The organism is Planomonospora antibiotica (assembly GCF_014647955.1).
Taxonomy (GTDB): Bacteria; Actinomycetota; Actinomycetes; order Streptosporangiales; family Streptosporangiaceae; genus Planomonospora; species Planomonospora parontospora.
Window position 1 is genome coordinate 94,492 of sequence record NZ_BMQE01000022.1, and the last position, 23,238, is coordinate 117,729.

Below are 23,238 nucleotides of genomic sequence, written 5' to 3' on the forward strand. Positions count from 1 at the left end.
AAAGGATCTTGCACCCATAATAGTTGGTTCGGGGAGCAAAGATCATGAGGTGGAAGCGAATATGCCTGGACTTGTCAAGCCCTCCCCCACGGCGAGGGCTTGCATGAATGGTCGATCCTATAGAGGAATGTCGGCGGAGGAGCGGTTGGCGGAACGCCGGGAGCGCCTGATCTCGGCGGCCTACGTCCTCTACTCCGAGCTCGGCTTCCCCGACACCACGATCGAGAAGCTCTGCACCGTCGCGCGCATCTCCAACCGCGCGTTCTACGAGTGCTTCGAGAGCCGCGACGAGCTGATGCTGGTGGTGTACGACCGGTGCGTGCGGGAGACCCTGGAGACGGTGGCGAAGGCCGTCGATCGGGCTCCCGACACGCTGCCCGACCGGATCGAGGCGGGCATCTCGGAGTACATCCGGTTCATCACCGGGGACAGGCGCCGCGCCCGGATCATGTACCTGGAGGTACGGCGGGCCCACGACGGCTTCACCGCGTCCCGCCGGCAGACCTCGGCGGCCTTCTGCCAGATCCTGGAGACCAGCCTCTTCGAACTGCCGGAGAGGGGCGGGGTGGAGCCGCGCCTGGTCGTGCTCGGCCTGCTCGGCGTGGTCCAGGAACTGCTCATCGAGTGGACGCTGGCCGCCGACCCGCCCCCGGTCGACCGTCTGGTCGGCACGGCCGTGCACATCTTCCGCCGGTCCCTGGTCGGCTGAGCCCGGGACCGCCGGTCGCCGAGCCCGGGACCGCCGGTCAGAGCCAGCCCTTCTCCTGGGCGGCCCGGATGGCGGTGATCCGGTTGGCGGCGCCCAGCTTGGTGATCGCACTGGACAGGTAGTTGCGGACGGTGCCCTCGGTGAGGTGGAGCGCGGCCGCGATCTCCCCGACCGAGGCGCCCCGCGCCGCCTGCGCCAGCGCGTCCCGCTCCCGGTCGGTCAGCGGGCTCTCCCCCGCCATCATCGCCGAGGCGGCCATCTCCGGGTCGAGGTAGCGGCCTCCCGCGCAGACCTTTCGGATCGCCGCCGCCAGCTCGTCGGAGGAGGCGTCCTTGGGCACGAAGCCGCGCACCCCCGCCGCCAGCGCCCGCCGCAGGTAGCCGGGCCGGCCGAAGCTGGTCAGCATCAGCACGGAGTGCCCCGGCAGCGTCTCGGCCACGCTCAGCCCGTCCATGCCCGGCATCTCGATGTCCAGCACGATCACGTCGGGAGCGTGCTCCCGTACGGCCTGCGCCACGTGGTCGCCCCTGGCCACCTGGGCCACCACCTCGATGTCCGGCTCCAGCCCGAGCAGCGTGGCGATCGCCTCCCGGATCAGGTGCTCGTCGTCGGCCAGCAGGACCCGGATCATCGTGCTCCCTCCAGCGGGACCGTCGCCCGCAGCCTGAACTCCCCGGGTCTCCCGGATCCGGCGGTGACCGTGCCGCCCGAGGGGGCCAGCCGCTCCGACAGGCCGATCAGGCCCGTGCCGCCGCGGGCGTCCGTCCCGGTCACGCCGTCGTTGACCATCTCCAGCACCGCCGTGCCGCCGTGCACCGCGACGGAGATCCGGCAGCGGGTCGCCGAGCTGTGCCGCAGCACGTTGGTGGTGCCCTCGCGGGCCACCCAGGCCAGCAGGCCGGCGCCCTCCTCCGGCACGCCGTCCGGCGGCGTCTCCAGGGTGCAGCGGACGCCCCCCGCCTCCAGCACCGCGACCATGCTGCGCAGCTCGGCCTCGAAGTCGACCGTCCGGTAGCCGCGCACCGCCGTGCGGATCTCCTTCAGCGCCTCCCGGGCCAGCCCCCGCACCGCGTCCATCTCGGCCGCGGCCCGGCCGGTGTCGCTGCCGGCCAGCTTGGCCGCCACCTCGCTCTTGACCGCGATCGCGGAGAGGCTGTGGCCGACCAGGTCGTGCAGGTCGCGGGCGAAGCGGAGCCGCTCCTCGGTCACGGCCAGCTGCGCCTGCGCCGCCTTGCCGGCCTCCGCGGCCCGGACCACCTCCCAGAACCAGAGCTGGAACCGGTTCATCCACGGCACGGTCAGGGACGCTCCCACGTAACCGCCGATCGCGCCGCCGAACGCCTCCTCGCCCGGGTAGACGGACAGGACCACCTCCGGCCACAGGAAGAACACCCCGGCCACCGTCGCCACGACGGTGGCCGCGAACGTGGCGGACCGGTTCAGCACCAGCGCCGCGCCCGACGCCCAGGCCGGGGCGATCAGCCCCCAGGCCAGCAGGTGCCCGTCCTGGACCAGCAGCACGGCCAGCGCCACCGCTCCCGAGGCGGCGACCTCCCGGTGGGCGGTGGTGCCCTCCAGGGCGGCCCTGATCACCCGGACCTGGAGCACGGTGAAGGCCACCAGCCCCAGCAGGCCGAGGGCCCAGGGCAGGATCGGGAGCGGCCGGGTGCCGCCGGCGAACCAGCCGAGCGGGCCGATCCAGGCCAGGAAGATCCCGATGCCGAGCATCCAGGCGGTCAGCCGGCGGAGCCGTTCGACCTGGGAGCGCGTGCGGCGCCGGGGCCACGCCGCGGGGACGAGGCGCCTCACGCGCCCCGTCCCCTGTTCTTCCGTCGTATTCGTCGTCATCCGGCGACCAAGGCTAGCCGTGCCGGGGTTCCCACCGGAACAGCCACCTGGCCAGCAGCCCGGTCACCCCGATCCAGACGACCATGATCCCGATCGAGGGCAGCGCGGCCACCCACTGCCCGGCCATGGTCAGCGCCTCGCCGCCGCTGGAGAAGTGGTCCGCGCCCAGGAAGCCGGTGCGCATCATCTCCACGACCGGGGTCACCGGGAGCAGGCCGGACACCGTGCCCAGCGGGCCGGGCAGCACGTCGAGCGGGAAGGCGATCGGCGCGCCCAGCAGCATGACCATCAGCACCGGCAGCACGGTGATCTGGGCCATCTCGGCGTTCGGCGTCAGGCCGGAGAAGGCCGCGGCGAGCAGGCCGAACACGGTGACGCCCAGGACCGCGGCGAACAGGATCAGCGGCACGTTGGCCGGCAGGACCCCCTCGGTCCGGTGCAGCCAGATCCCCAGCAGCACCATCTGGCCGAGGAGGAGCGCCAGCGCCCCGAGCCCGCTGCCCGCCATGACCGCCAGGGCGGACGGCTGGCCCCCGCGCAGCCGCTTGAGCACCAGCTCCTCCCGGCGGGCGGTGAAGGAGTTCACCAGGTTGATGAAGACCGCGAAGCCCAGCATCAGGCCGGGCACCCCGGTCAGGACGAAGGCCCCGCCCGGCACCCCGGCGACCTCCGCGCCGCCCTGCGCCCCGGTGAACATCCAGGCCATCAGGAGCGGGAGCAGCAGCACGTTGAACAGGACGGTGGTGTTCCTGGCCACCAGGGTCAGGTCGAGCCTCGCCAGCCGTACGGCGTGCAGAACGTCGGTCTTCATCTCACTCACCACTCCTCGTCGTCACGTGAACCACTCGTCCCTCGCCCGTTGCGCTCACCGCTGCTCCCCGACCACCCGCATGAAGACGTCCTCCAGGGTCCCCCGGCGCACGGCCAGCCGCTCCAGGGCCGCGCCCCGGCCGTCGGCCCAGGCCATCAGCGGGCGGAGCGCGGCGTGCGCGCGGGTCTCGGTGTCGGCGCCGGTCAGGGTGTAGACGACCTCGGTGAAGGGCCCGGTGGAGGGTGCGGCGGAGGGTGCGGTGACGGGCCGGGCGGCCGTTCCGTCGCCGCCGCCGGCGTAGGTGAGCACCGGGGTGACGCCGTCCAGCACCGGCAGGTCGCCGAAGGTCCAGGCGGTGCCGGGGAGCCGGAAGGCGATGCGGTCGCCGGAGGTGGCCACCACCTCCTCGACCGTGCCGTGGGTGTGGATCCGGCCCTCGTGCATGATCGCGAGCCGGGTGGCGAGGCGCTCGGCCTCCTCCAGGTAGTGCGTGGTCAGCAGCACGGAGGTGCCCGCGTCCCGCAGGTCCTGGATCACCTTCCACGTGGTCCGGCGCGCCTCGGGGTCCATCCCGGTGGTCGGCTCGTCCAGGAAGAGCACCTCGGGCGCCGAGAGCACCGCGAGCGCGAGGTCCAGCCGGCGCTTCTGCCCGCCGGAGAGCTGCTTGACCTTGACCCGCGCCTTGCTCTCCAGCCCCACCAGCTCCAGCGCGCCCATGGTCGCCCGGTCCACCCCGCGCACCCGGCCCATGAGGGTGAGGCGGCCGGGCAGCTCGGCGCCGCCGGACAGGGTGACCGGGCGGCCGGCGTCCTCGCTCAGCCCCTTCCACAGGCCCACCGTCTCGGCGACGGTGAGGTCGCCGAGGAACCCGCCCTCCTGCAGCATGATGCCCACCCGGGGCCGGAGCTCGCGCTGCTGCCGCACCGGGTCGAGGCCGAGGACCCGCACAGTGCCGTCGGTGGCCGGCCTGAAGCCCTCCAGGACCTCCATCGTGGTGGTCTTCCCGGCGCCGTTGGTGCCGAGCAGGGCGAAGACCTCCCCCCGGGGGACGGTGAAGGAGATCCCGCGCACGGCCTCGAAGTCGCCGTACTTCTGCCGCAGGCCGCCGACCTCGATCACGTCGTCGAGGCCGTGGGGGGCGGCTCCGGCCGTGTCCGCAAGCTGTGGTGTCCTCATGCGGAAAATCCTCTTCCACCGGCGGATTCCCGTGCAGTCGCCGATATCACCGGAGGAGTATGGATCTCACGGATGATCCGCATGACAGATGTCATGTCCGGCGGCGGGCGGGGCCGGACCCTACGGCCGGGGCGGCAGGGCGGGGCGGCGCCGCGAGGGACGGGCCGCGACGTCGGGCGGGGTCGCCGCGGGGCGCTCGGCCAGGGCGGCCAGCGCCAGCCGTACGGCCTCCTCGAGCTGCGGGTCCCGCCCGGCCGCCCAGTCGTCCGGGGTGATGTCCACCTCGACGTCCGGGTCCACGCCGTGGTTCTCCACGCCCCAGCCGAGCCCTTCGAACCAGAACGAGTACCGGGGCACGGTGACGGAGGTCCCGTCGACCAGGCGGTGGTCGTCCTCGATGCCGATGACGCCGCCCCAGGTCCGGGTGCCGACCACCGGGCCGAGCTTGTGGATCTTGAAGGCCGCGGTGACGATGTCCCCGTCGGATCCGGCGTTGTGGTCGGTGACCGCGACGAGCGGCCCGCGCGGGGCCTCCTCGGGGTAGGTGATCGGTGCCAGGCCCCGGGGCATGTCCCAGCCGATCACCCGGCGCAGCAGCTTCTCGATGACCAGCTCGGAGGTGTGGCCGCCGCGGTTGCCCCGCACGTCCACCACGAGCCCCTCGAAGGCCATCTCCCGGCGCAGGTCGCGGTGGAACTGCGCCCAGCCCTCGGCGACCATGTCCGGGATGTGCAGGTAGCCCAGCCGCCCGCCGCCCAGCTCGCGCACGTGCGCCCGCCGGCCCGCCACCCAGTCCTGGTAGCGCAGCCGCCGGTCGTCGAGGAGCGGGGTGACCGCCACCCGCCGGCCGCCGCCCAGCGTCAGCTCGACCGGCTTGTCCGCGGCGCCCACCAGGAGCCGGTCCGGCCCCTCCGGCGGCACCGGGCGGCCGTCGACCGCCAGCAGCGTCTCCCCCGGCTGCACCCCCACGCCCGGCGCGGCCAGCGGGGAGCGGGCGTGCACGTCCGACGACTCGCCGGGCAGCACCCGGTCCACCTGCCAGCGGCCCTCGGCGTTCCTGGACAGGTCCGCACCGAGCAGGCCGACCGGCCCGGCGGCCGCAGCCCCCCAGGGCGCGGGCATGACGTACGCGTGCGAGCTGCCGAGCTCCCCGACCACCTCCCAGAGCAGGTCGGCGAAGTCGTCGTCGGTGGAGACCCGGTCCACCAGCGGCCGGTACTCCTCCAGCACGCCCTCCCAGTCGACGTCCGCCATGTCCTCCACCCAGAAGTCCGCCCGCATCCGGCGGCCCAGCTGGGCGTAGGCGTGCCGGCGGTAGGCCACCGGGTCGACGGTGACCCGGATCCGCGACAGGTCCACGGTCGCCTCGTCGCCCTTGCCGTCGACCGGGCGGACCGTGAGCGTGCCCTTGTCGGAGACGACGAGGCGGGTGCCGTCGCCGCTCACCCGGTACCAGTCGAGCTTGTCGACGATCTCCTCGCACGTGCGCTTGGCCAGGTCGTAGCGGTCCAGCGCGGGCCTGGGGGGTTCGCCGTCGAGGTCCCCCCGGTCCTCGCCGAGCTCCCCGGCCAGCGGCTCGCGCAGCCAGACGAATCCGCCCTTGACCGCGCGCAGCGCCGAGTAGCGCCCCTCGGGCACCGGCACCTGGACCACCCGGGCGGCGATCCCCTCCACGTCCACGGTGACGGCGGCCTCCTCCTTCTTGTCGTCGTCCTCCGGCTCGGCCGTCGGCCGCCCGTCCACGCTGGGCGCGAACGGCGACGGGGTGGAGGCCGCCAGCGGCACCAGGTAGGGGCGGTAACCGTACGGGAAGGACATGTCGAAGGAGTGCGCGTCGTAGACCGGGTCGAACCCCCGGCGCGACAGGAACGCCAGGTGGTCGCCGGTGAAGGCGGGCGAGACGTCCACGAAGCGGCCGTCGGTCACGTCGTGCACGGCCCGGTCCACCACCCGGGCCAGCCGGATCCGGCGCAGCGGCGTGGCCTCCGGGTGCGACCAGGCGAGCCAGGCCGAGTCCGGCGACCAGGCCATGCCGTCGATCTCCCCGTTGGCCCGGGCCAGCTCGACGACCTCTCCGGAGGCCACGTCGACCAGGAGCAGCCGGCCGTCCCTGGCCGCCGCCGCGATCGTGCGGCCGTCGGGCGCGACGGCCAGGTCGCCGACCTCGCCCAGCTTGCCCGCGGCGATCCTGCGGCTCTCCCCGCCACCGGCCGGGCCGATCTCCAGGCCCTGCGTCCCGCCGTCGTCGAAGACCCAGACCACCTGGCCGGTGCCCAGGATCCGGGGCCTGCCCGCCGCGAGCGAGGAGCTGAGCTGCCGGGCCGGGCCGTCCCGGTGGGTCACCCAGTGCACCGTGCCCCGGATCTCCACCGCGCTGGCCCGCCCGGTCGCGTCCACGGCCAGGTCCTGCAGCCGCCGGGCGTTCAGCGTCCGCGGCTGTCGTCCCCGGGCCGGGGAGGCGAGCCGGACGTCGAGCCTGCGGGTCTCGGCGTCCAGGCCGTCCAGGACGTAGAGGTCCCCGGCGTTCTGGTAGACGATCCGGGTCCCGTCGGTGGTGGCGTGCCGGGCGTAGAAGACGTCGTGGTCGGTGTGCCGGCGCAGGCCGGTGCCGTCCGCCGCCACCGAGTAGAGGTTCCCGACGCCCTCGTGGTCGGAGAGGAAGACCAGGCGCCCGCCGACGAGCATCGGGTTCGCGAAGTGGCCGTCCACGTCGGCGAGCAGCCGGGTGAAGTCGCCGTCCCCGCGCCGGATCCACAGGCGGCCCGCCGTACCGCCGCGGTAGCGCTTCCAGGTCCCCGGGTCGCGGGCCAGCGCCGCGGTGAGCAGCGCCACCGTGTCTCCGGTGCTCCCGGCGCCCGCGCCGCCGGGGTCTCCGCTGATCGCCAGGTCGGTGACCGGGCCGTACGGCAGTCGCTCGGCCCGCCCTCCGTCCAGCGTGTAGGCCCAGGTCTGCGAGGCGAACGGCTGGCCGGTCGAGCTGATCACCAGGACCCTGCCGTCCGGGGTCCAGCCGCGGGTGCGGGTCCGGACGTCGCCCCAGTAGGTCAGCCGCTCGGCGGAGCCGGTCTCCAGGTCGGCCAGGAACACCTCCGGATCCCCGTCGCGGACGCTCGTCCAGGCGACCTTCGTGGCGTCGGGCGAGAGGCGGGGATGTCCTGCCGGGGCCCGGTCGGAGGAGAGGCGCCACGCCCGGCCGCCGTCCGCGGGGGCCGCCCAGACGTCGTCGTCGGCGACGAACGTCAGCAGCTCGCCGGACAGATGGGGAAATCGCAGGTAAGAACCAGAAGACATCGCTAAATCATATTGTCCGCTATGCAACAGAACATGGGGTTTTTCTGCCCGATACGCTGGCGTCCATGACGCGAGCCGACAGAGACAATCCCGTGGTGCTGTCCAAGATCTACACCCGTACCGGAGACGACGGCACCACCGCGCTCGGCGACATGAGCCGCACCCGCAAGACCGATCCCCGCCTGGCCGCCTACGCGGACGTGGAGGAGGCCAACGCGGCGCTGGGCGTGGCCCTGTCGTACGGAGCGCTCGACGACGACGTCGCCGCGGTCCTCGCCCGGATCCAGAACGAGCTGTTCGACGTCGGCGCCGACCTGTGCACCCCGGTCACGGAGGACCCCGAGTTCCCCCCGCTGCGCGTCGAGGCGTCCTACGTCGAGTGGCTGGAGGCCCGCTGCGACGAGTTCAACGAGCGCCTCAAGCCGCTGCGCAGCTTCATCCTCCCCGGCGGCACACCCGCCGTCGCCCAGCTGCACGTCGCCCGGACCGTCGTCCGGCGGGCCGAGCGCACCGTCTGGTCGGCCCTGGAGGCCCACGAGGACGTCAACCCGCTCACCGCGACGTACCTCAACCGGCTCAGCGACCTGATGTTCATCCTCTGCCGCATCGCGGCGGGCGGCGACGAGATCCTCTGGAAGCCCGGCGGCACCCGCTGACCTTCCGGTGCGGGCCGGGCGGCGCCGAGGCGCGCGCCGGGCCGTACCGGCGGGAGCGGCCAGGGGCGGGGTCGGGGCGGGCGCCGGGACCGGTCAGGCCGGCGTGCGTCAGACGACGTCGAGGTGGGCGCCGGGCGGAGCGGACTCCAGCCAGGCGACGAACCCGGTCAGCGCCCGGTAGCCCATGGCCAGCTCGAAGCTGAACGCGCCGCTCCGGCACTCCAGGGCCGTCACACCCTCCAGGAACCCGAAGAACTCACCGGAGCCGACCTTCCGGCGTCCGGAAACCACGAGGCCGCGCCTCACGATCACGTGGCGCGGCCTCGGCAGCAGACCTATGAGCGGAATCCACTTGAGGCGGCCTTCCGCGTAGCGGGCGACTCCCACCCGCCAGCCCCGCTCCCCCGGCATCGGGCGCAGGCAGCACAGCACCGAGCCCCGGGAGCGGACCAGGATCAGGACCCGGACGAGCAGGAGGGCGACGATCAGCGCCGCCACGATGAGTACGTCACGCGCCATCATGTCCGCCGCCCCCAGAACCAGCACCGCTCAGAAGCAGAACTTATCCGACTTCCTCGCCTGCCGCGCGCAACCGGGCCCGGGCTCGCTTCAGCGCGGCGGCGTCCGCCGCCTCCATGTCGGCCTCGACCGAGGCCTGGGCGCGGTCCAGGGCGTTCTTGGCCCTGGCGACGTCGACCTCGGAACCGAGCTCGGCCACCTCGGCCAGGACCGAGACCTCGTCGTCCGCCACCGAGAGGAACCCTCCGTGGACCGCGGCGACGAGGTCGGGCTCGCCACCGCCGCGCTTCACCTTCAGCACGCCGCCCTCGACGAGGACGCCGAGCACCGGCGTGTGCCTGGGCATGATGCCGATCTCGCCGTCGACGGTCTTGGCGATCACCATGTCGGCCTCGCCGGACCAGATCTCCCGCTCCGGTGAGACGACCCCTACTCGCAGCTTCGCCACTTTCTCCTCAGTTCCTTTCGAACCAGGCGCCGGTACGGCGCAGGGCCGTACCGACGCCTAAGGCGACTAGCGGGCGAGTTCCTTGGCCTTGGCGATGGCCTGCTCGATGCCACCGACCATGAAGAACGCCTGCTCGGGCAGGTGGTCGTACTCGCCGGCGCACAGCCCCTTGAAGGACGCGATGGTCTCGTCCAGCGGCACGAACTCACCCGGCTGGCCGGTGAACGCCTCGGCGGCGTACATCGGGTGGGAGAGGAAGCGCTCGATGCGGCGGGCCCGGTTGACCGTGACCCGGTCCTCCTCGGAGAGCTCGTCGATGCCGAGGATCGCGATGATGTCCTGCAGCTCCTTGTACTTCTGCAGGATCCGCTTGGTCTCCTGGGCCACCCGGTAGTGCTCCTCGCCGATGATCTGCGGGTCGAGGATCCGGGAGCTGGAGTCGAGCGGGTCCACCGCGGGGTAGATGCCCTTCTCCGAGATCGGCCGCGAGAGCACGGTCTGCGCGTCGAGGTGCGCGAACGCGTTGTGCGGGGCCGGGTCGGTGATGTCGTCCGCGGGGACGTAGATCGCCTGCATCGAGGTGATCGAGTGGCCGCGGGTCGAGGTGATGCGCTCCTGGAGCACGCCCATCTCGTCGGCCAGGGTCGGCTGGTAGCCCACTGCGGACGGCATGCGGCCGAGCAGGGTGGACACCTCGGAGCCGGCCTGGGTGAACCGGAAGATGTTGTCGATGAACAGCAGAACGTCCTGCTTCTGCACGTCCCGGAAGTACTCCGCCATGGTGAGGGCGGAGAGCGCGACGCGCAGACGCGTGCCCGGCGGCTCGTCCATCTGGCCGAAGACGAGGGCGGTGTCCTTGAGGACGCCCGCCTCCTCCATCTCCAGCCAGAGGTCGTTGCCCTCACGGGTGCGCTCGCCGACGCCCGCGAAGCACGAGGTTCCGGAGAACTTCAGCGCGACGCGACGGATCATCTCCTGGATCAGCACGGTCTTGCCGACGCCCGCGCCGCCGAACAGACCGATCTTGCCGCCCTTGACGTACGGCGTGAGCAGGTCGATGACCTTGATGCCGGTGGGCAGCATCTCGGTGCGCGACTCGAGGGTGTCGAAGGCCGGGGAGGGGCGGTGGATGCCCCACTTCTCGGTGACCTTCAGGGAGGCGGTCGGCACGTCCAGGGACTCGCCGAGCGCGTTCCACACGTGACCCTTGACGACGTCGCCGACCGGCACCGAGATCGGCGCGCCGGAGTCGGAGACCGCCGCACCGCGGACCAGGCCGTCGGTGGGCTGCATCGAGACGGCCCGGACCAGGTTGTCACCCAGGTGCTGGGCGACCTCCATGGTCAGGGTCTTGGTCTCGCCGCCGACGGTGACGTCGACGTTCAGGGCGTTGTAGATGTCGGGCATCGCCTCGACGGGGAACTCCACGTCGACGACGGGACCGGTGACTCGGGCGACGCGGCCCACACCGGTCGCGACGTTCTCCACAGTCTCTGCAGTCATTTCACTCTTTCCCCGCTGCGGCGTCAGCCAGCGCGTTGGCGCCACCGACGATCTCGCTGATTTCCTGGGTGATCTCGGCCTGACGAGCCTGGTTCATCTGCATGGTGAACACGCGGATGAGCTCGTTGGCGTTGTCGGTCGCCGACTTCATGGCCCGGCGGCGCGCGGCGTGCTCCGAGGCGGCGGACTGGAGCAGCGTGCTGAAGATGCGCGACTCCACGTACCGCGGCAGCAACGAGTCGAGTACGTCGGCCGCGGTGGGCTCGAACTCGAAGTACGGCAGCGGCGTCTCCGGCTTCTCGGTGGTCTCCACGACCTCGAGCGGCAGGATCCGCTTCACCGCCACCTCCTGCGTCAGCATGGAGACGAACTCGGTCGAGACGACGTGGATCTCGTCGATCCCGTTCTCGTCCGAGAACGCCGCGATGAGCGCACCCGCGATCTCCTTGGCGTTGCCGTAGGAGGGGCTGTCGGAGAACCCGCCCCACTGGCCGCCCATCGCCCGGCCGCGGAAGCTGTGCCAGGTGATGCCCTTGCGCCCCACCACGTAGGGCACGGGCTCGACGCCCCTGCTCCGCAGCAGGCCGCCGAGGGCCTCGGCCTCACGCAGGATGTTCGCGTTGAAGCCGCCGCAGAACCCGCGGTCACTGGTGACGATGAGCACTGCGGCCCGGCGGGGCTGCTCCTTCGCCGTGGTGAGCGGGTGGTCGACGCTGGTGGTGTTGCTGACGACGCCCGTGACGGCGCGCGTGATCTCGCGCTCGTACGGCACGGCCGCCTGCATCCGCTGCTGCGCCTTCACGATGCGCGACGAGGCGATGAGCTCCTGGGCGCGCGTGATCTTGGCGGTGGACTTTACCGACTTGATCCGCCGCCGCAGCAGTCTTAGCTGGGCACCCATCGGCTACTTCTTCTCGTCACTGACGTGCTTGATGATCTTCTCCTGGCCGACCCGGTCGGCGCCGAGCGCCGCGACCGGCTCGTCGTTGACCAGCAACTCGCCCGCCGAGGTCTCGAAGCCCTTCTTGAACTGGGTGATCGCGTCCTTCAGGGCCGTGACCGTGTCGTCCGACAGTTCCTTGGTCTCGCGGATGGCGTCGAAGACGCCCTTGTGGTCGCGGCCCAGGTAGTCCAGGAACTCCGTCTCGAAGCGGCGGATGTCCTCGACCGGGACCTCGTCGAGCTCGCCGGTGGTGCCGGCCCAGATCGACACGACCTCCCGCTCCAGCGAGAACGGGCTGTACTGCGGCTGCTTGAGCAGCTCGACCAGGCGCTGGCCGCGCTCCAGCTGAGCCTTGGAGGCCGCGTCCAGGTCGGAGGCGAAGGAGGCGAATGCCTCCAGGTCGCGGTACTGGGACAGGGACAGGCGCAGCGTGCCGGCGACCTTCCGCATCGCCTTGGTCTGCGCCGAGCCGCCGACCCGGGAGACGGAGACACCGACGTTGATGGCCGGCCGCACACCCGCGTTGAACAGGTCGGTCTCCAGGAAGACCTGGCCGTCGGTGATGGAGATGACGTTGGTCGGGATGAACGCCGAGACGTCGTTGCCCTTCGTCTCGATGATCGGCAGACCGGTCATCGAGCCCGCGCCCATGTCGTTGGAGAGCTTGGCGCAGCGCTCCAGCAGACGGGAGTGCAGGTAGAAGACGTCGCCGGGGTAGGCCTCACGGCCCGGCGGGCGGCGCAGCAGCAGGGAGACCGCGCGGTAGGCGTCGGCCTGCTTGGTCAGGTCGTCGAAGACGATGAGGACGTGCTTGCCCTGGTACATCCAGTGCTGGCCGATGGCCGAGCCGGTGTAGGGCGCCAGGTACTTGAAACCGGCCGGGTCGGACGCCGGGGAGGCGACGATGGTGGTGTACTCCATCGCGCCCGCCTCCTCGAGGCGGCCCTTGACCTGGGCGATCGTCGAGCCCTTCTGGCCGACCGCGACGTAGACGCAGAGGACCTGCTTGGCCGGGTCGCCGGAGAGCCAGTTCTCCCGCTGGTTGAGGATGGTGTCCACGGCGATGGCGGTCTTGCCGGTGCCGCGGTCGCCGATGATCAGCTGGCGCTGGCCCCGGCCGATGGCGGTCATGGCGTCGATCGCCTTGATGCCGGTGGCCAGCGGCTCCTTCACCGGCTGGCGCTGGACCACCGAGGGTGCCTGGAGTTCGAGGGCGCGCAGCGCCTCGGACTCGATGGGGCCCTTGCCGTCCAGGGGGTTGCCCAGCGGGTCGACCACACGGCCGAGGAAGGCGTTGCCGACCGGCACGGACAGGACCTCGCCCGTCCTGCGGACCGACTGGCCCTCCTCGATCTTGCTGAAGTCGCCCAGGATAACGGCACCGATCTCCCGGGTGTCCAGGTTCAGTGCCAGACCACGCGTGCCGTCCTCGAACTCGAGCAGCTCGTTCGCCATCGCCGAGGGAAGGCCGGAGACATGGGCGATGCCGTCGCCGCAGTCGACGACGGTCCCGATCTCCTCGCGCGCGGCGCCTTCCGGCTCGTACGCCTGGACGAAGCGCTCAAGCGCGTCCCGGATCTCATCCGGCCGGATCGTAAGCTCCGCCATCTCTCTTCTGTCTCCCTATTCGCCTAGCCGGCCAACCGGCGGCGGACTTCTTCGATTCGTCCCGCGATGGTGGTGTCGATGAGGTCGTCCCCGATGCGAACGGAGAACCCACCGAGCACTCGCGGATCCACCTCGACGTTCAGGTGAACGTCGCGGCCGTAGGAGGCGCGCAGCCAGGTGGCCAGACGCCGCTTCTGCTCTTCGGAGAGCGCGACGGCGCTGTGCACCACCGCGACGAGACGCTGCCGCTGTGCGGCGACCAGATGACCGACGTCCTCCAGTCCACCATCCAGGCTACGTCCTCGCGGATGCACCGCGAGTTGGGTGACCAGGCGGATGGTGGTGGGGGTGGCCTTGCCGCCGAGGAGTGAGCCGAGCAGTTCCCGCTTGCCCTGCGCGGGCGCGGCCGGATCGGCCAGCGCCCGGTGCAGCGCGAGGTTCGAGGCGATGATGCGCCCGAACCGGAACAGCTCGTCCTCGACCTCGTCGAGCCTGCCCTGCGCCTCGGCCTCGGCCGCAGCGGCGATGACGCCGAGCCGCTCCAGCGCGTCGGCCAGGTCGCCGGCGCGCGCCCACCGGGCGGAGACCGCCCCGACGGCCGTCTCCAGCGCGGCGGCGCCGACCTTGCCCTCCAGAAGGATCCGGAGGGTCTGGGCCTTCTGCGCCGCCGGGCGGGCGGCGTCGGACATGGTCCGGCGGAGCCCGTGCTCGCGGTCGAACAGGTCGGCGATCGCGAAGAGCTCATCGGCCAGCGTGCCGAGGTCCGCGCTTCCCGCCACCGCGTTGAAGTGCTCCTCGACCTCGGCGAGCGAGGCCCTGCTCAGCCCTCTCATCAGCGGACCGCCGCGTTGCTCGACTCGAGCTCCTCCAGGAACCGGTCGACGGTGCGGCGCTGGCGCGCCTCGTCCTCGAGGGACTCACCGACGATGCGGCCCGCGAGGTCGATCGACAGGCGACCGAGCTCGGCGCGGAGCTGGGCGAACGCCTGCTGGCGGTCGGCCTCGATCTGGACGTGCGCGGCCTCGATGAGGCGGCGGGCCTCGGCCTGCGCCTCCTCGCGGAGCTCGGCCTTGATCTGCGCGCCCTGCTCGCGAGCCTCCTCGCGCAGGCGGGACGCCTCGTGCCGCGCCTCGGCGAGCTGCTCCTTGTACTGCGCGAGCAGCGCCTGGGCCTCGGCCTGGGCGTCCTGGGCCTTCTGGATCCCGCCCTCGATCGCCTCGGTCCGCTCGTTCAGCGTCTGCTGGATGCGCGGGGTGAGGATCTTACCGACGACGAGGACGACGAAGAGGAACGCGAAGCCGCCGACGACCAGCTCGTACATGTGCGGAAGGAGAGGGCTGGTCTCCTCCGCCGCCAGGAGATTAGCTGCGATTGTCATCGATGCAGCCTTCCGTCAGGGTGTGTCTGCGATCAGGAGGTCGGGTAGATGAACGGCGCGACCAGGCCGATCAGGGCGAGCGCCTCGACGAGAACGAAGCCGAGGAGCATGTTCTGGCGGATCAGGCCGTAGGCCTCGGGCTGGCGGGCGATGGCCTGCAGACCGTTGCCGAAGATGAGGCCGACGCCGATGCCGGGGCCGAGAGTGGCCAGGCCGTAGCCGATCGAGCCGATGTTGCCGGTGACCTCAGCGAGGAACTGGGCGCTCATGTCATTTCCTTTTCGGGACGGCCGGTGGACGGGATCTCACCGGTCTGGACTCAGGGGGGAAAGGTCTTTGTGCGTTTCTCAGTGCTCGGCGTGCAGGGAGCCGCCGATGTACATCGCCGCGAGCATCGCGAACAGGAAGGCCTGCAGGAACTGGATGAACAGCTCCAGCCCGGTCATCGCGATCGTCATGACGACGCTGACGACGCCGACCGGCGCACCGAGCGGGCTGAGCTGCTCGAAGAGGAACCAGAAGCCGACCGCGCTGAAGAAGGCGAGGATGAGGTGGCCGGCGAACATGTTGGCGAACAGTCGCACCGCGTGCGTGAAGGGGGCCACGACCAGGTTGGAGAGCAGCTCCAGCGGCGCCATCAGGATGTAGACCGCCTTGGGCAGGCCCGGCGGGAACATCATGTTCTTGAAGTAGCCGATCGGCCCCTGGTGCTTCATGCCCAGGTAGATCTTGAGCAGGTAGATCGTGCCCGCGAGCACGATCGGGAAGGCGATGTGCGAGGCCACCGGGAACTGCAGGAAGGGGACGACGCCCATCAGGTTCCAGACCCAGACCAGGAAGAAGATGCTGAGCAGCAGGCCCATCCAGCGGTCGGTGTCCTTGCCCAGGAAGGGGCGGGCGACCTGGTCGCGGACGAACATGTAACCGTACTCGGCGACGTTCTGGATGCCCCGGGGCACCAGCTTCGGCTTGGAGAACGCCGACCAGCAGAAGACCACGACCACGAGCGAGCTCAGCAGCGCGAGCAGGACCGGCTTGGTGAGCCAGGTCACGCCGGAGATGATCGGCGGGATGTTGAACAGCTCGGGGCCCGGAGCCTGGAACTCCTCGGGGGCGGCGAGGACCGTCAGCGCCTTCACGCGGCGTTCCCTTCAACGTGGTAATGGATCAAGACTGTTTCCTCCGCGAGGCGACCGCCGCGTGAGGTCAGCGACCGTACTTCCGGTAGACCAGGTAGATCGCGAGAACGACGCCGATGATCACTCCGATCGGGGTGAACACCGCCACGCCGGTCCAGCGGCTCAGCAACCAGCCCCCGCCGCCGTACAGGATGATCCCGGAAAGGATGTAGCTGGGGATTGACCAGGCGGCGTCGGCGAAGTCGCGGCCGTCGTCCTCCGGCCTGCGTTCTTGTTCGCTCATCGCGGGCATGACAATAGCAGTCGGGCTGTTGACTAGTCATATCGGACCCGGTCGTGGCCATAATACGCCTCATCGCGATCACCCCGCCCGCGGACCCGGCGAGCCGGGGTCGACGTAGAGCATCTTCGTCTTGACGAAGCCGCGCATCTCCCCGGCGGTCCAGACGACGGTGCAGACGATCGCCGACCAGCCGAAGGCCGTCGGCTCGAACGCCGTGGCGCCCTCGAACGCCCTCAGCAGCGCCATGATGACCAGGACCTTCACCGCGTAGGTGGTGACCGCGGCGACCATCATCACCGCCGGGGAGACGCGGCTCGCGTAGGAGACGGCGACCAGGCCGACCGTGAAGAAGACCGCGACGGTCGCGAGGCCGATCGCGGCGCCCAGGGCCCCCGCGCCGCCGGCGAGCAGGGCGGCGGCGCCGATGACCACCGCGCCCACGGCCGCGGTGGGTATCGCGGCCCCTTTCAGGACGCGCACGTCGTTGGCCTGCATCGGCACTCCAAGGTGGCTGTTATCAAGCGAGCGATTGCTACCTAGCAGGCTCGGACTGTCGAACACCTGCTAGTGAAAGCTATCACAAGCTCTTGGAAGAGCGCCTTTACCTGCCGTTTCAAGTAAACGATCTAGAGGTTTCCAGCCGGTTCCGGCCAGGTCGTCTCAGAGGTTGGGAAACCTCGCCGCCGGGCCCCGGGTGGCGGACCGCGACGGCCCCGGAAGGTCGGGGACGATCGAGAGCACCGCCGTGTCGTCGCCCGGCTCGGCCGCCGGAGGGACCGTCGGGGCGGCCGGGGGCTGCGGGGACCGCGGCGGCTGCGGGGAGCGCGGGGAGCGCGGGGAGGGCGCCGGACCGGCCGCCGGAGCGGCCGGAGACTGCGCGGACACCTCGGGGGCCGCCGGAGCGGCCGGGAACTGCGGGAACCCCTCGGGGGCGACCGGAGCGGCCAGGGGCTGCGGGAAGGCCGCGGGCGCGGCGGGCGTCCAGGTCTCCTGCGTGGCGGGCGGTGCCGGGACGGCCCTGGCGACCTGCTCCGCGGGCCCCTCGTCCGGGCGGGCGCGGCGCCCGGCGGCGTGCGCCCCCCTGCCGCTCCCGTTCCGGCGCGAGCGCCAGCGCGGCAGCGCCACCAGCGCCAGCCCGCCGATGGCCAGCAGCACGGTGAGCAGGAACAGCAGCAGCGGGACGCCGACGACGGACATCGCCACGACGGCGAAGGCGAACAGGACCGTCCAGGCGTACATGATCAGGACGCTGCTGCGGTGCGAGTGGCCGATATCCAGCAGCCGGTGGTGCAGGTGGCCCCGGTCGGGGGCGAACGGCGAGAGCCCGTTGGAGGTGCGCCGGACGACCGCCATGATCAGGTCGAGCAGCGGCAGCACCAGGATCGCGATCGGGATCAGCAGCGGCAGCACGACCGGGAAGTCGTTGATGGTGCTGGAGTCCAGCGGCGTGATTGTGATCATGGTGGAGGCGAGGACCAGGCCGATCAGCATGGCCCCGGTGTCGCCCATGAAGATCTTCGCGGGGTGGAAGTTGTGCGGCAGGAAGCCCAGGCACACCCCGATGAGCACCGAGGCGACCGCCGCGGTGACGTTGATGGTGGTGTCCCCGTTGTCGGTGGACAGGATGATGGAGTAGGTCCACGTCGCCATCGCGGCGATACCGACGATCCCGGCCGCCAGCCCGTCCAGCCCGTCGACGAAGTTCACCGCGTTGATCATGACCACCACGATCATGATCGTGATCACCGGTCCCAGCGTCGAGCCGAGGACGTAGGCGCCGCCCATGTCGCTGGGGAGCGGCAGCCAGGGCAGGCTGACCCCGAAGGCGACCAGCACGCCGGCCGCCCCGATCTGCCCGGCCAGCTTGATGAAGGCGTCCATGCCCCACCAGTCGTCCAGGAAGCCCGTCAGCGTGATCAGGCCGCCCGCCAGGATCAGGGCCAGGACCACGTTCCCGTCGGCCACCTCCGCGTCCGCCAGCCGCCCTCCGGCGTACGGCAGGCTCCGGGCGACCAGCAGGCCCGCCACCAGCCCGCCGTACATGGCCAGACCGCCGAGCCGCGGCGTCGGGGTGGTGTGCACGTCCCGGTCGCGGACCTCGGGCATCGCGCCGATGCGGATGGCGAAGACCCGGACTCCGGGGACCAGGAGGTAGGTCACCGCGGCCGCCACCAACGCCATCAACAGATATTCGCGCACGGACCTAGTTTCGCGGATCGTCCGGCCGCTTGTGACCGGAAAAGGGCACAGAGCAACTCATAATTAGCTGGGATATGCCGGATGTGCACTCGTCAGCTCGCGGACGCGTGCCCTGACCTCCCCCGCGGAGTCGGGGCTGCGGACGGCCTCCGCCACCAGCGAGGCCACCTCCTTCATCTCCTCCGGCCCCATCCCCTGCGTGGTCACGCAGGGGGTCCCCACCCTGATGCCGGACGTCACGGTGGGCGGCTCGGGGTCGTAGGGGATCGCGTTCCGGTTCAGCGTGATGCCGGCGTCGGCGCACCGCTGCTCGGCCACCGCGCCGGAGGCCGCGAACCCCCGCAGGTCGATCAGGGCCAGGTGGCTGTCCGTGCCTCCGGAGACCGGCCGCATGCCCTCCGCCGCCAGCCCCTCGGCCAGCACCTGCGCGTTCTCCACGACGCGCCGCGCGTAGTCGGCGAACTCCGGCCGGAGCGCCTCGCCGAAGGCCACCGCCTTGGCCGCCACCGCGTGCATGAGCGGGCCGCCCTGGGTGAACGGGAACACCGCCCGGTCGATCCGCGCCGCCAGCTCGGCGGTGCACATGATCCCCCCGCCCCGCGGCCCGCGCAGCGCCTTGTGCGTGGTGAAGGTGACCACGTCGGCGTACGGCACCGCGGACGGCAGCGCCCCTCCCGCCATCAGCCCGACCGTGTGGGCCACGTCTGCGAGCAGCCACGCGCCGGCCTCGTCGGCGATCCCCCGGAAGGCCGCGAAGTCGATCTTCCGGGGGTAGGCCGTGGCACCGCAGATGATCACCTTCGGCCGGTGCCGCAGGGCCAGTTCCCTGACCTCGTCGTAGTCGATCAGCTCGGTGTCGCGCCGCACGCCGTACTCCGTGACGTCGAACCACCGCCCGGAGAAGTTGACCTTCGATCCGTGGGTGAGGTGCCCCCCGTGCGGCAGCGCCATCGCCAGCACGCCGTCGCCCGGCTGGAGCAGCGCCGCGTACGCCGCGAGGTTGGCCGAGCTGCCCGAGTGCGGCTGCACGTTGACGTGGTCGGCCCCGAACAGCCGCCTGGCCCGGTCGATCGCGAGCTCCTCGGCCCGGTCGACGACCTCGCACCCCCCGTAGTAGCGCCGCCCGGGGTATCCCTCGGCGTACTTGTTGGTGAGGGTGGAGCCGAGCGCGGCCAGGACCGCGGGTGAGGCGAGGTTCTCGCTGGCGATCAGCTGGAGGCCGCCGCGCAGCCGCTCCAGCTCGCCGATGAGGACCTCCGCCATCTCGGGATCTCGTCGGAGCAGGAGACCGTAGTCGGGGCCGTAATAGGGCACAGAGCTCATCGACTCACTCCGTTCAGCGGCTCGGGCGCCGGTGACCGGTGGCTTTCCCCGTGCCGGCCGCGGCGTTGCGCGCCGCCGCCCGGTCACCGTGTCACCGTGCTTCCCCTTCCCGGAGAAGCCCGCCGTGAAGCGTCCTTCCCGGCCTCGACCTGCCCGGAGTCCGGCGCCGGCCCGTCAGGAGAACGCGTGCGGCGCGCCGGCGTCGACCGGTATCCAGCGGGGCGTGTCGGCCGCCTGGTCGCTGATCGAGGTGAGGATCGCCTGGCGGTACTGGCCGAGGCGGGCCTTCCACTCCGTCAGGTCCTTCACGTAGCGCTCCCCGACGGGGGCGTCCCAGACGTCGCGGCTCCGGCCCATCCGGTACGCCTTGTCGAGTGAGGCGTCCAGTGTGTCCAGCAGGGGCACGACCTGCCCCCACAGCACGATCAGGCGCTGGTAGTCGGGGTTGAACTCCCAGGCCGCGGCGGCGCCCGGCGCAGGCACGCCGGAGGTCCCCCCCGACGGCGGGGTCTCCCCCGGCTGGAGCGGCTGCGGGGCGGGCGGATCTGCGTACATTTCCAGGACTCCTTACACCGACTGTCCGCCTGACGAGCCGCCGCCGGGCGGCGGGACGGGCCTGCGCGGGTCCTGCGGACCCGCCTCGCCCGGGGAGCCGTCCGGCCCGACCTCCGTGGCCGCCCAGGCTCCTTCACCCCACGTCTCGCCGTCGGGGACCTGCACTCCGGGCATCTCCAGCGGTTCGATCGCCCGCGCGTTGTCGGCGAGCGTCCTGATCGCGTCCAGATCGGGCAGGTCGACCCGGACGGAGACCACGTCGCCGGTCGTCCACCGGGGCGCGCCACCGGCGTCCCGGTCCGGGAAGGAACCGCCGGGCGTCCCGGCGCCTCCCGTCCCACCGGAACCGTCCGCCCTCTCCCGGGCCCCGGAGTCTTCCGTCCCGCCCGAACCCCCCGCTCCGCCCGAACCCCCCGCTCCGCCCGAACCCCCCGCTCCGCCCGAACCGCCGGACGTCCCCGAGCCTCCCGAACCGCCGGGCGCGCCGGATCCGTCCGGCGCCTCCTTCGCACCCGTCGACCGGTCACCCGTCTCCCCGCCCGTGCCCGGCGGCTGGACGGTCTGGTCCTCGGCGGGCCCGACGGTGTCGAGCAGGGGGACGTCGGGCTTCGCGGACGGGAGGGGCCCGTGCGGCTCGACCTGGCCGGGCCGCGTGTCGGCGTACTGCGAGACGCCCTCGACGGACGGCATGTCCATGGGCGCGACGTCCTCGATCTTCTCCAGCAGCGCCTCCACCTGCTCGGCGGAGGGCGGGTCGAGCGGGATCTGCAGCACCTTCACCCCGTCCACCTCGACGACCTGCGGCTTGAGCGCGCCGCTCTGGTCGATGTCGTCGGGGTGGTCCTGCTGCCTCGTGTCCGGGACGTCGCCTGCGCCGGATCCTGTGCCCGAGTCCGCTCCCGCGCCTGCGCCGGAGTCCGGGCCGCCGTCCGGAACGCGGATCTCGGGCCCGCCGCCGTCGCCCCGGGGCGACCGCTCGTCCCCCTTCGAACCGGTGTCCGGCTTCGCGTCCCGGACGTCGTCCGCGCCCGGTGCGCCGGGTGCGGAGTCCCCGCCCCGCGGCGACCTGTCGTCGCCCTTGGAGTCGGCCTCGGGCTTGAGGTCGGGTGTGGAGTCCGGCTGCGTCCGGGGCGCGTCGCGGGGCGGATCCTCGATCCGGATCGACCTGTCGTCGCCCTTGGAGCCGCTCTCCCCCTTGGAGTCGCCCCCGCCCCTGGAATCGGCCTCGGGCCCGGTGCCGGCCTCCGGGACCTCCGCCCGCGGCGTCTCCGCCCTCGGCTGGTCACCCGTCTGCGAGCCGTCCCAGCGGGGGTTCCCCCCGCTCTCCGGCACGGCGGGCTTCAGGTCCTCGACCCTGGGCGTCTGCGGGGCCGCCGTCTCCGTCCTGGGCGTCTCAGTCCTGGGCGCCTCGGCCTTCGGCGGATCCTGCTTCGACGCCTCCGGAGCCGGTGTCCCGGTCTTCGGCTGCTCCGTCTTCGGCTCCTCCGGCCCCGGTGCCTCCGGAGCGGGTGTGCCGCCCGTCTTCGGCTCCTCCGACCTCGGCGTCCCCGCCCTGGGCTCGTCCTGCTCCGGCCGCTGCGGAGCCGGGGTCCGCGCCTCGGGCGTCCCGGACTCCGGTCCGGCGGCCTTCGGGCCTGGCGTGGGGTCCGCGTCCTGCCTGACCTTCTTCTCCAGCAGCGCGACGCGGGCCGAGACGTCCCGGACCATCGTGTCGCACTCGTCGGCGACCTGGACCGGGCGGTGGGCGGACTGCGAGGACAGACCGGCCCCGCTCATCAGGCGGGTCACCCGGCTCTCGACCGTCCGCATCTGCTCGGCGGCCCGCTTCACCTCGGCGAGCAGGTCACGGACCAGCGCGGGGTCCATTCCGTCGAACTTGCCCATGGGCGTCTCCCGGGGAGTTGGCGGCCGAATTCACGGTACCGGGAGGACGCTCCCGCGTCACGGTGATAATCAGCCGGTATCAATCGTGACTCCTCCGCTCCCTGAAGGGAGCGGCTTCTCGCTAAGCCGCTTGCGCAGCCTCACGAAGGGCAAGCCCTGCCCTGAGGATGTTGATCGCCGCGTTGACGTCGGCGTGCGCTTCATGCCCGCACGCCGTGCAGGCGAACGCGGCCTGGGTGAGGCGGTTCTCCTTCGCCACGTGCCCGCAGCGCGAGCACGTGCGGGAGGTGTCGGCGGGGTTCACCGCGATCAACTCGCGACCGGCGCTTTCAGCCTTGTACGCGAGGACCGTCAGGAACACCCCCCAACCCGCGTCGAGAATCGAACGGTTCAGCCCGGACTCGGCCGCGACGTTGCGGCCGGGTTGCTCTGCGGTGCCGGACGCGCTGCGGGTCATGTTCGCGACCTTCAGCGCCTCGTGCACGATGAGGTCGTAGTCCCGGACCAGGGTGAGCGCCATCTTGTGGGCATGGTCGAGGCGCTGGCGCCGCACCTGGGCGTGCAGCGCCGCGACCCGGGCGACCGCTTTGCGCCGCCGCGTGGAGCCGCGCTGCTTGCGGGCCAGGTCGCGCTGCGCCGCCGCCAGCCGGTCGGCGGAGGCGGCCAGGTGACGCGGGTTGCCGATGTGCCCGCCGCCGGAGGTGGTCACCAGGGAGGCCACGCCCAGGTCGATCCCGGCGGCGGCGCCGGTGGCGGGCAGGGGCTGGGCGGGCACCTCGTCGCACGACAGGATCACGTACCAGCGGGAGCCCTCCCGCTTCACGCTGATCGTCTTCACCCGGCCCTTCACGGACCGGTGCCGGTGCACCCGGACGTGCCCGACGCCCTGCAACCGCACGAACGCGGCGGTCGGGTGCTGCGGCTGGGAGTCCCACCGGCAGCCGTCGCCGTCCTTGGGCCAGGTG

23 protein-coding genes are annotated in these 23,238 nt (G+C 71.9%); 2 read left to right on the forward strand and 21 right to left on the reverse strand.

Features of this window, described 5'->3' with window-relative positions:
* The first annotated feature begins 145 nt into the window (after positions 1-145).
* The gene (locus tag IEZ06_RS20565; RefSeq protein WP_229798451.1) at positions 146-709 is read left to right on the forward strand and encodes a TetR/AcrR family transcriptional regulator; all 564 of its coding nucleotides are present in this window, start codon (positions 146-148) and stop codon (positions 707-709) included.
* 37 nt (positions 710-746) lie between these two features.
* Here IEZ06_RS20565 and IEZ06_RS20570 read toward each other — a convergent pair whose 3' ends face one another.
* The 5 genes from IEZ06_RS20570 to IEZ06_RS20590 form a co-directional block, all read right to left on the reverse strand.
* Positions 747-1,340 carry a response regulator transcription factor gene (locus tag IEZ06_RS20570; protein WP_189238329.1) on the reverse strand — a complete coding sequence of 198 codons (594 nt, stop codon included), beginning with the start codon at positions 1,338-1,340 and terminating at the stop codon, positions 747-749.
* Positions 1,337-2,518, reverse strand: coding sequence for a sensor histidine kinase (locus tag IEZ06_RS20575; RefSeq protein WP_189238330.1), 1,182 nt, complete (start codon positions 2,516-2,518; stop codon positions 1,337-1,339). Before IEZ06_RS20575 ends, IEZ06_RS20570 begins: the two co-directional genes overlap by 4 nt.
* A gap of 52 nt (positions 2,519-2,570) precedes the next feature.
* Positions 2,571-3,368, reverse strand: a complete 798-nt coding sequence (locus IEZ06_RS20580; RefSeq protein WP_189238331.1) for an ABC transporter permease — start codon at positions 3,366-3,368, stop codon at positions 2,571-2,573.
* A 54-nt stretch (positions 3,369-3,422) separates the two neighbouring features.
* The gene (locus IEZ06_RS20585; RefSeq protein WP_189238332.1) at positions 3,423-4,544 is read right to left on the reverse strand and encodes an ABC transporter ATP-binding protein; all 1,122 of its coding nucleotides are present in this window, start codon (positions 4,542-4,544) and stop codon (positions 3,423-3,425) included.
* Between the two features lie 120 nt (positions 4,545-4,664).
* Complete coding sequence (locus IEZ06_RS20590; RefSeq protein ID WP_189238333.1) at positions 4,665-7,835, reverse strand: S41 family peptidase; 3,171 nt, start codon at positions 7,833-7,835, stop codon at positions 4,665-4,667.
* A gap of 65 nt (positions 7,836-7,900) precedes the next feature.
* Between IEZ06_RS20590 and IEZ06_RS20595 the strand changes: the two genes are divergently transcribed.
* Entirely contained in the window at positions 7,901-8,491 is a 591-nt protein-coding gene (locus IEZ06_RS20595; protein WP_189238334.1) for a cob(I)yrinic acid a,c-diamide adenosyltransferase, read from the forward strand.
* A gap of 108 nt (positions 8,492-8,599) precedes the next feature.
* Here IEZ06_RS20595 and IEZ06_RS20600 read toward each other — a convergent pair whose 3' ends face one another.
* The 16 genes from IEZ06_RS20600 to IEZ06_RS20675 all read right to left on the reverse strand — a co-directional run.
* Complete coding sequence (locus IEZ06_RS20600) at positions 8,600-9,037, reverse strand: DUF2550 domain-containing protein (protein ID WP_229798453.1); 438 nt, start codon at positions 9,035-9,037, stop codon at positions 8,600-8,602.
* A 16-nt stretch (positions 9,038-9,053) separates the two neighbouring features.
* The gene (locus IEZ06_RS20605) at positions 9,054-9,458 is read right to left on the reverse strand and encodes a F0F1 ATP synthase subunit epsilon (protein WP_189238335.1); all 405 of its coding nucleotides are present in this window, start codon (positions 9,456-9,458) and stop codon (positions 9,054-9,056) included.
* A gap of 66 nt (positions 9,459-9,524) precedes the next feature.
* Positions 9,525-10,961, reverse strand: a complete 1,437-nt coding sequence (gene atpD, locus IEZ06_RS20610) for a F0F1 ATP synthase subunit beta (protein ID WP_189238336.1) — start codon at positions 10,959-10,961, stop codon at positions 9,525-9,527.
* Between the two features lies 1 nt (position 10,962).
* Positions 10,963-11,862 carry a F0F1 ATP synthase subunit gamma gene (locus IEZ06_RS20615; RefSeq protein ID WP_189238337.1) on the reverse strand — a complete coding sequence of 300 codons (900 nt, stop codon included), beginning with the start codon at positions 11,860-11,862 and terminating at the stop codon, positions 10,963-10,965.
* A 3-nt stretch (positions 11,863-11,865) separates the two neighbouring features.
* On the reverse strand, positions 11,866-13,512 hold the full coding sequence (atpA, locus tag IEZ06_RS20620; RefSeq protein WP_189238338.1) for a F0F1 ATP synthase subunit alpha: 1,647 nt from the start codon (positions 13,510-13,512) through the stop codon (positions 11,866-11,868).
* Between the two features lie 23 nt (positions 13,513-13,535).
* The gene (locus tag IEZ06_RS20625) at positions 13,536-14,345 is read right to left on the reverse strand and encodes a F0F1 ATP synthase subunit delta (protein ID WP_189238339.1); all 810 of its coding nucleotides are present in this window, start codon (positions 14,343-14,345) and stop codon (positions 13,536-13,538) included.
* Positions 14,345-14,890, reverse strand: coding sequence for a F0F1 ATP synthase subunit B (locus tag IEZ06_RS20630; protein ID WP_068894837.1), 546 nt, complete (start codon positions 14,888-14,890; stop codon positions 14,345-14,347). The genes IEZ06_RS20625 and IEZ06_RS20630 overlap by 1 nt, the downstream gene beginning before the upstream one ends.
* Positions 14,891-14,922: 32 nt before the next feature.
* On the reverse strand, positions 14,923-15,159 hold the full coding sequence (atpE, locus tag IEZ06_RS20635) for an ATP synthase F0 subunit C (protein WP_068894835.1): 237 nt from the start codon (positions 15,157-15,159) through the stop codon (positions 14,923-14,925).
* Between the two features lie 78 nt (positions 15,160-15,237).
* Positions 15,238-16,029 (reverse strand): F0F1 ATP synthase subunit A, encoded by a 792-nt coding sequence (gene atpB, locus IEZ06_RS20640; RefSeq protein ID WP_068894833.1) that lies wholly within the window; start codon positions 16,027-16,029, stop codon positions 15,238-15,240.
* A 67-nt stretch (positions 16,030-16,096) separates the two neighbouring features.
* Complete coding sequence (locus IEZ06_RS20645; RefSeq protein WP_229798455.1) at positions 16,097-16,312, reverse strand: AtpZ/AtpI family protein; 216 nt, start codon at positions 16,310-16,312, stop codon at positions 16,097-16,099.
* Between the two features lie 78 nt (positions 16,313-16,390).
* On the reverse strand, positions 16,391-16,807 hold the full coding sequence (locus IEZ06_RS20650) for a Cg1360 family ATP-synthase-associated protein (protein WP_189238341.1): 417 nt from the start codon (positions 16,805-16,807) through the stop codon (positions 16,391-16,393).
* Between the two features lie 165 nt (positions 16,808-16,972).
* On the reverse strand, positions 16,973-18,511 hold the full coding sequence (locus IEZ06_RS20655; RefSeq protein WP_189238342.1) for a glycosyltransferase family 4 protein: 1,539 nt from the start codon (positions 18,509-18,511) through the stop codon (positions 16,973-16,975).
* Positions 18,512-18,574: 63 nt separating this feature from the next.
* On the reverse strand, positions 18,575-19,834 hold the full coding sequence (glyA, locus tag IEZ06_RS20660; RefSeq protein ID WP_189238343.1) for a serine hydroxymethyltransferase: 1,260 nt from the start codon (positions 19,832-19,834) through the stop codon (positions 18,575-18,577).
* A 174-nt stretch (positions 19,835-20,008) separates the two neighbouring features.
* Positions 20,009-20,389 carry a hypothetical protein gene (locus IEZ06_RS20665; protein ID WP_068894828.1) on the reverse strand — a complete coding sequence of 127 codons (381 nt, stop codon included), beginning with the start codon at positions 20,387-20,389 and terminating at the stop codon, positions 20,009-20,011.
* A 12-nt stretch (positions 20,390-20,401) separates the two neighbouring features.
* Complete coding sequence (locus tag IEZ06_RS20670) at positions 20,402-22,273, reverse strand: hypothetical protein (RefSeq protein WP_189238344.1); 1,872 nt, start codon at positions 22,271-22,273, stop codon at positions 20,402-20,404.
* A 121-nt stretch (positions 22,274-22,394) separates the two neighbouring features.
* A partial coding sequence (locus IEZ06_RS20675; protein ID WP_189238345.1) for an RNA-guided endonuclease InsQ/TnpB family protein occupies positions 22,395-23,238 on the reverse strand: 844 nt, incomplete at its 5' end.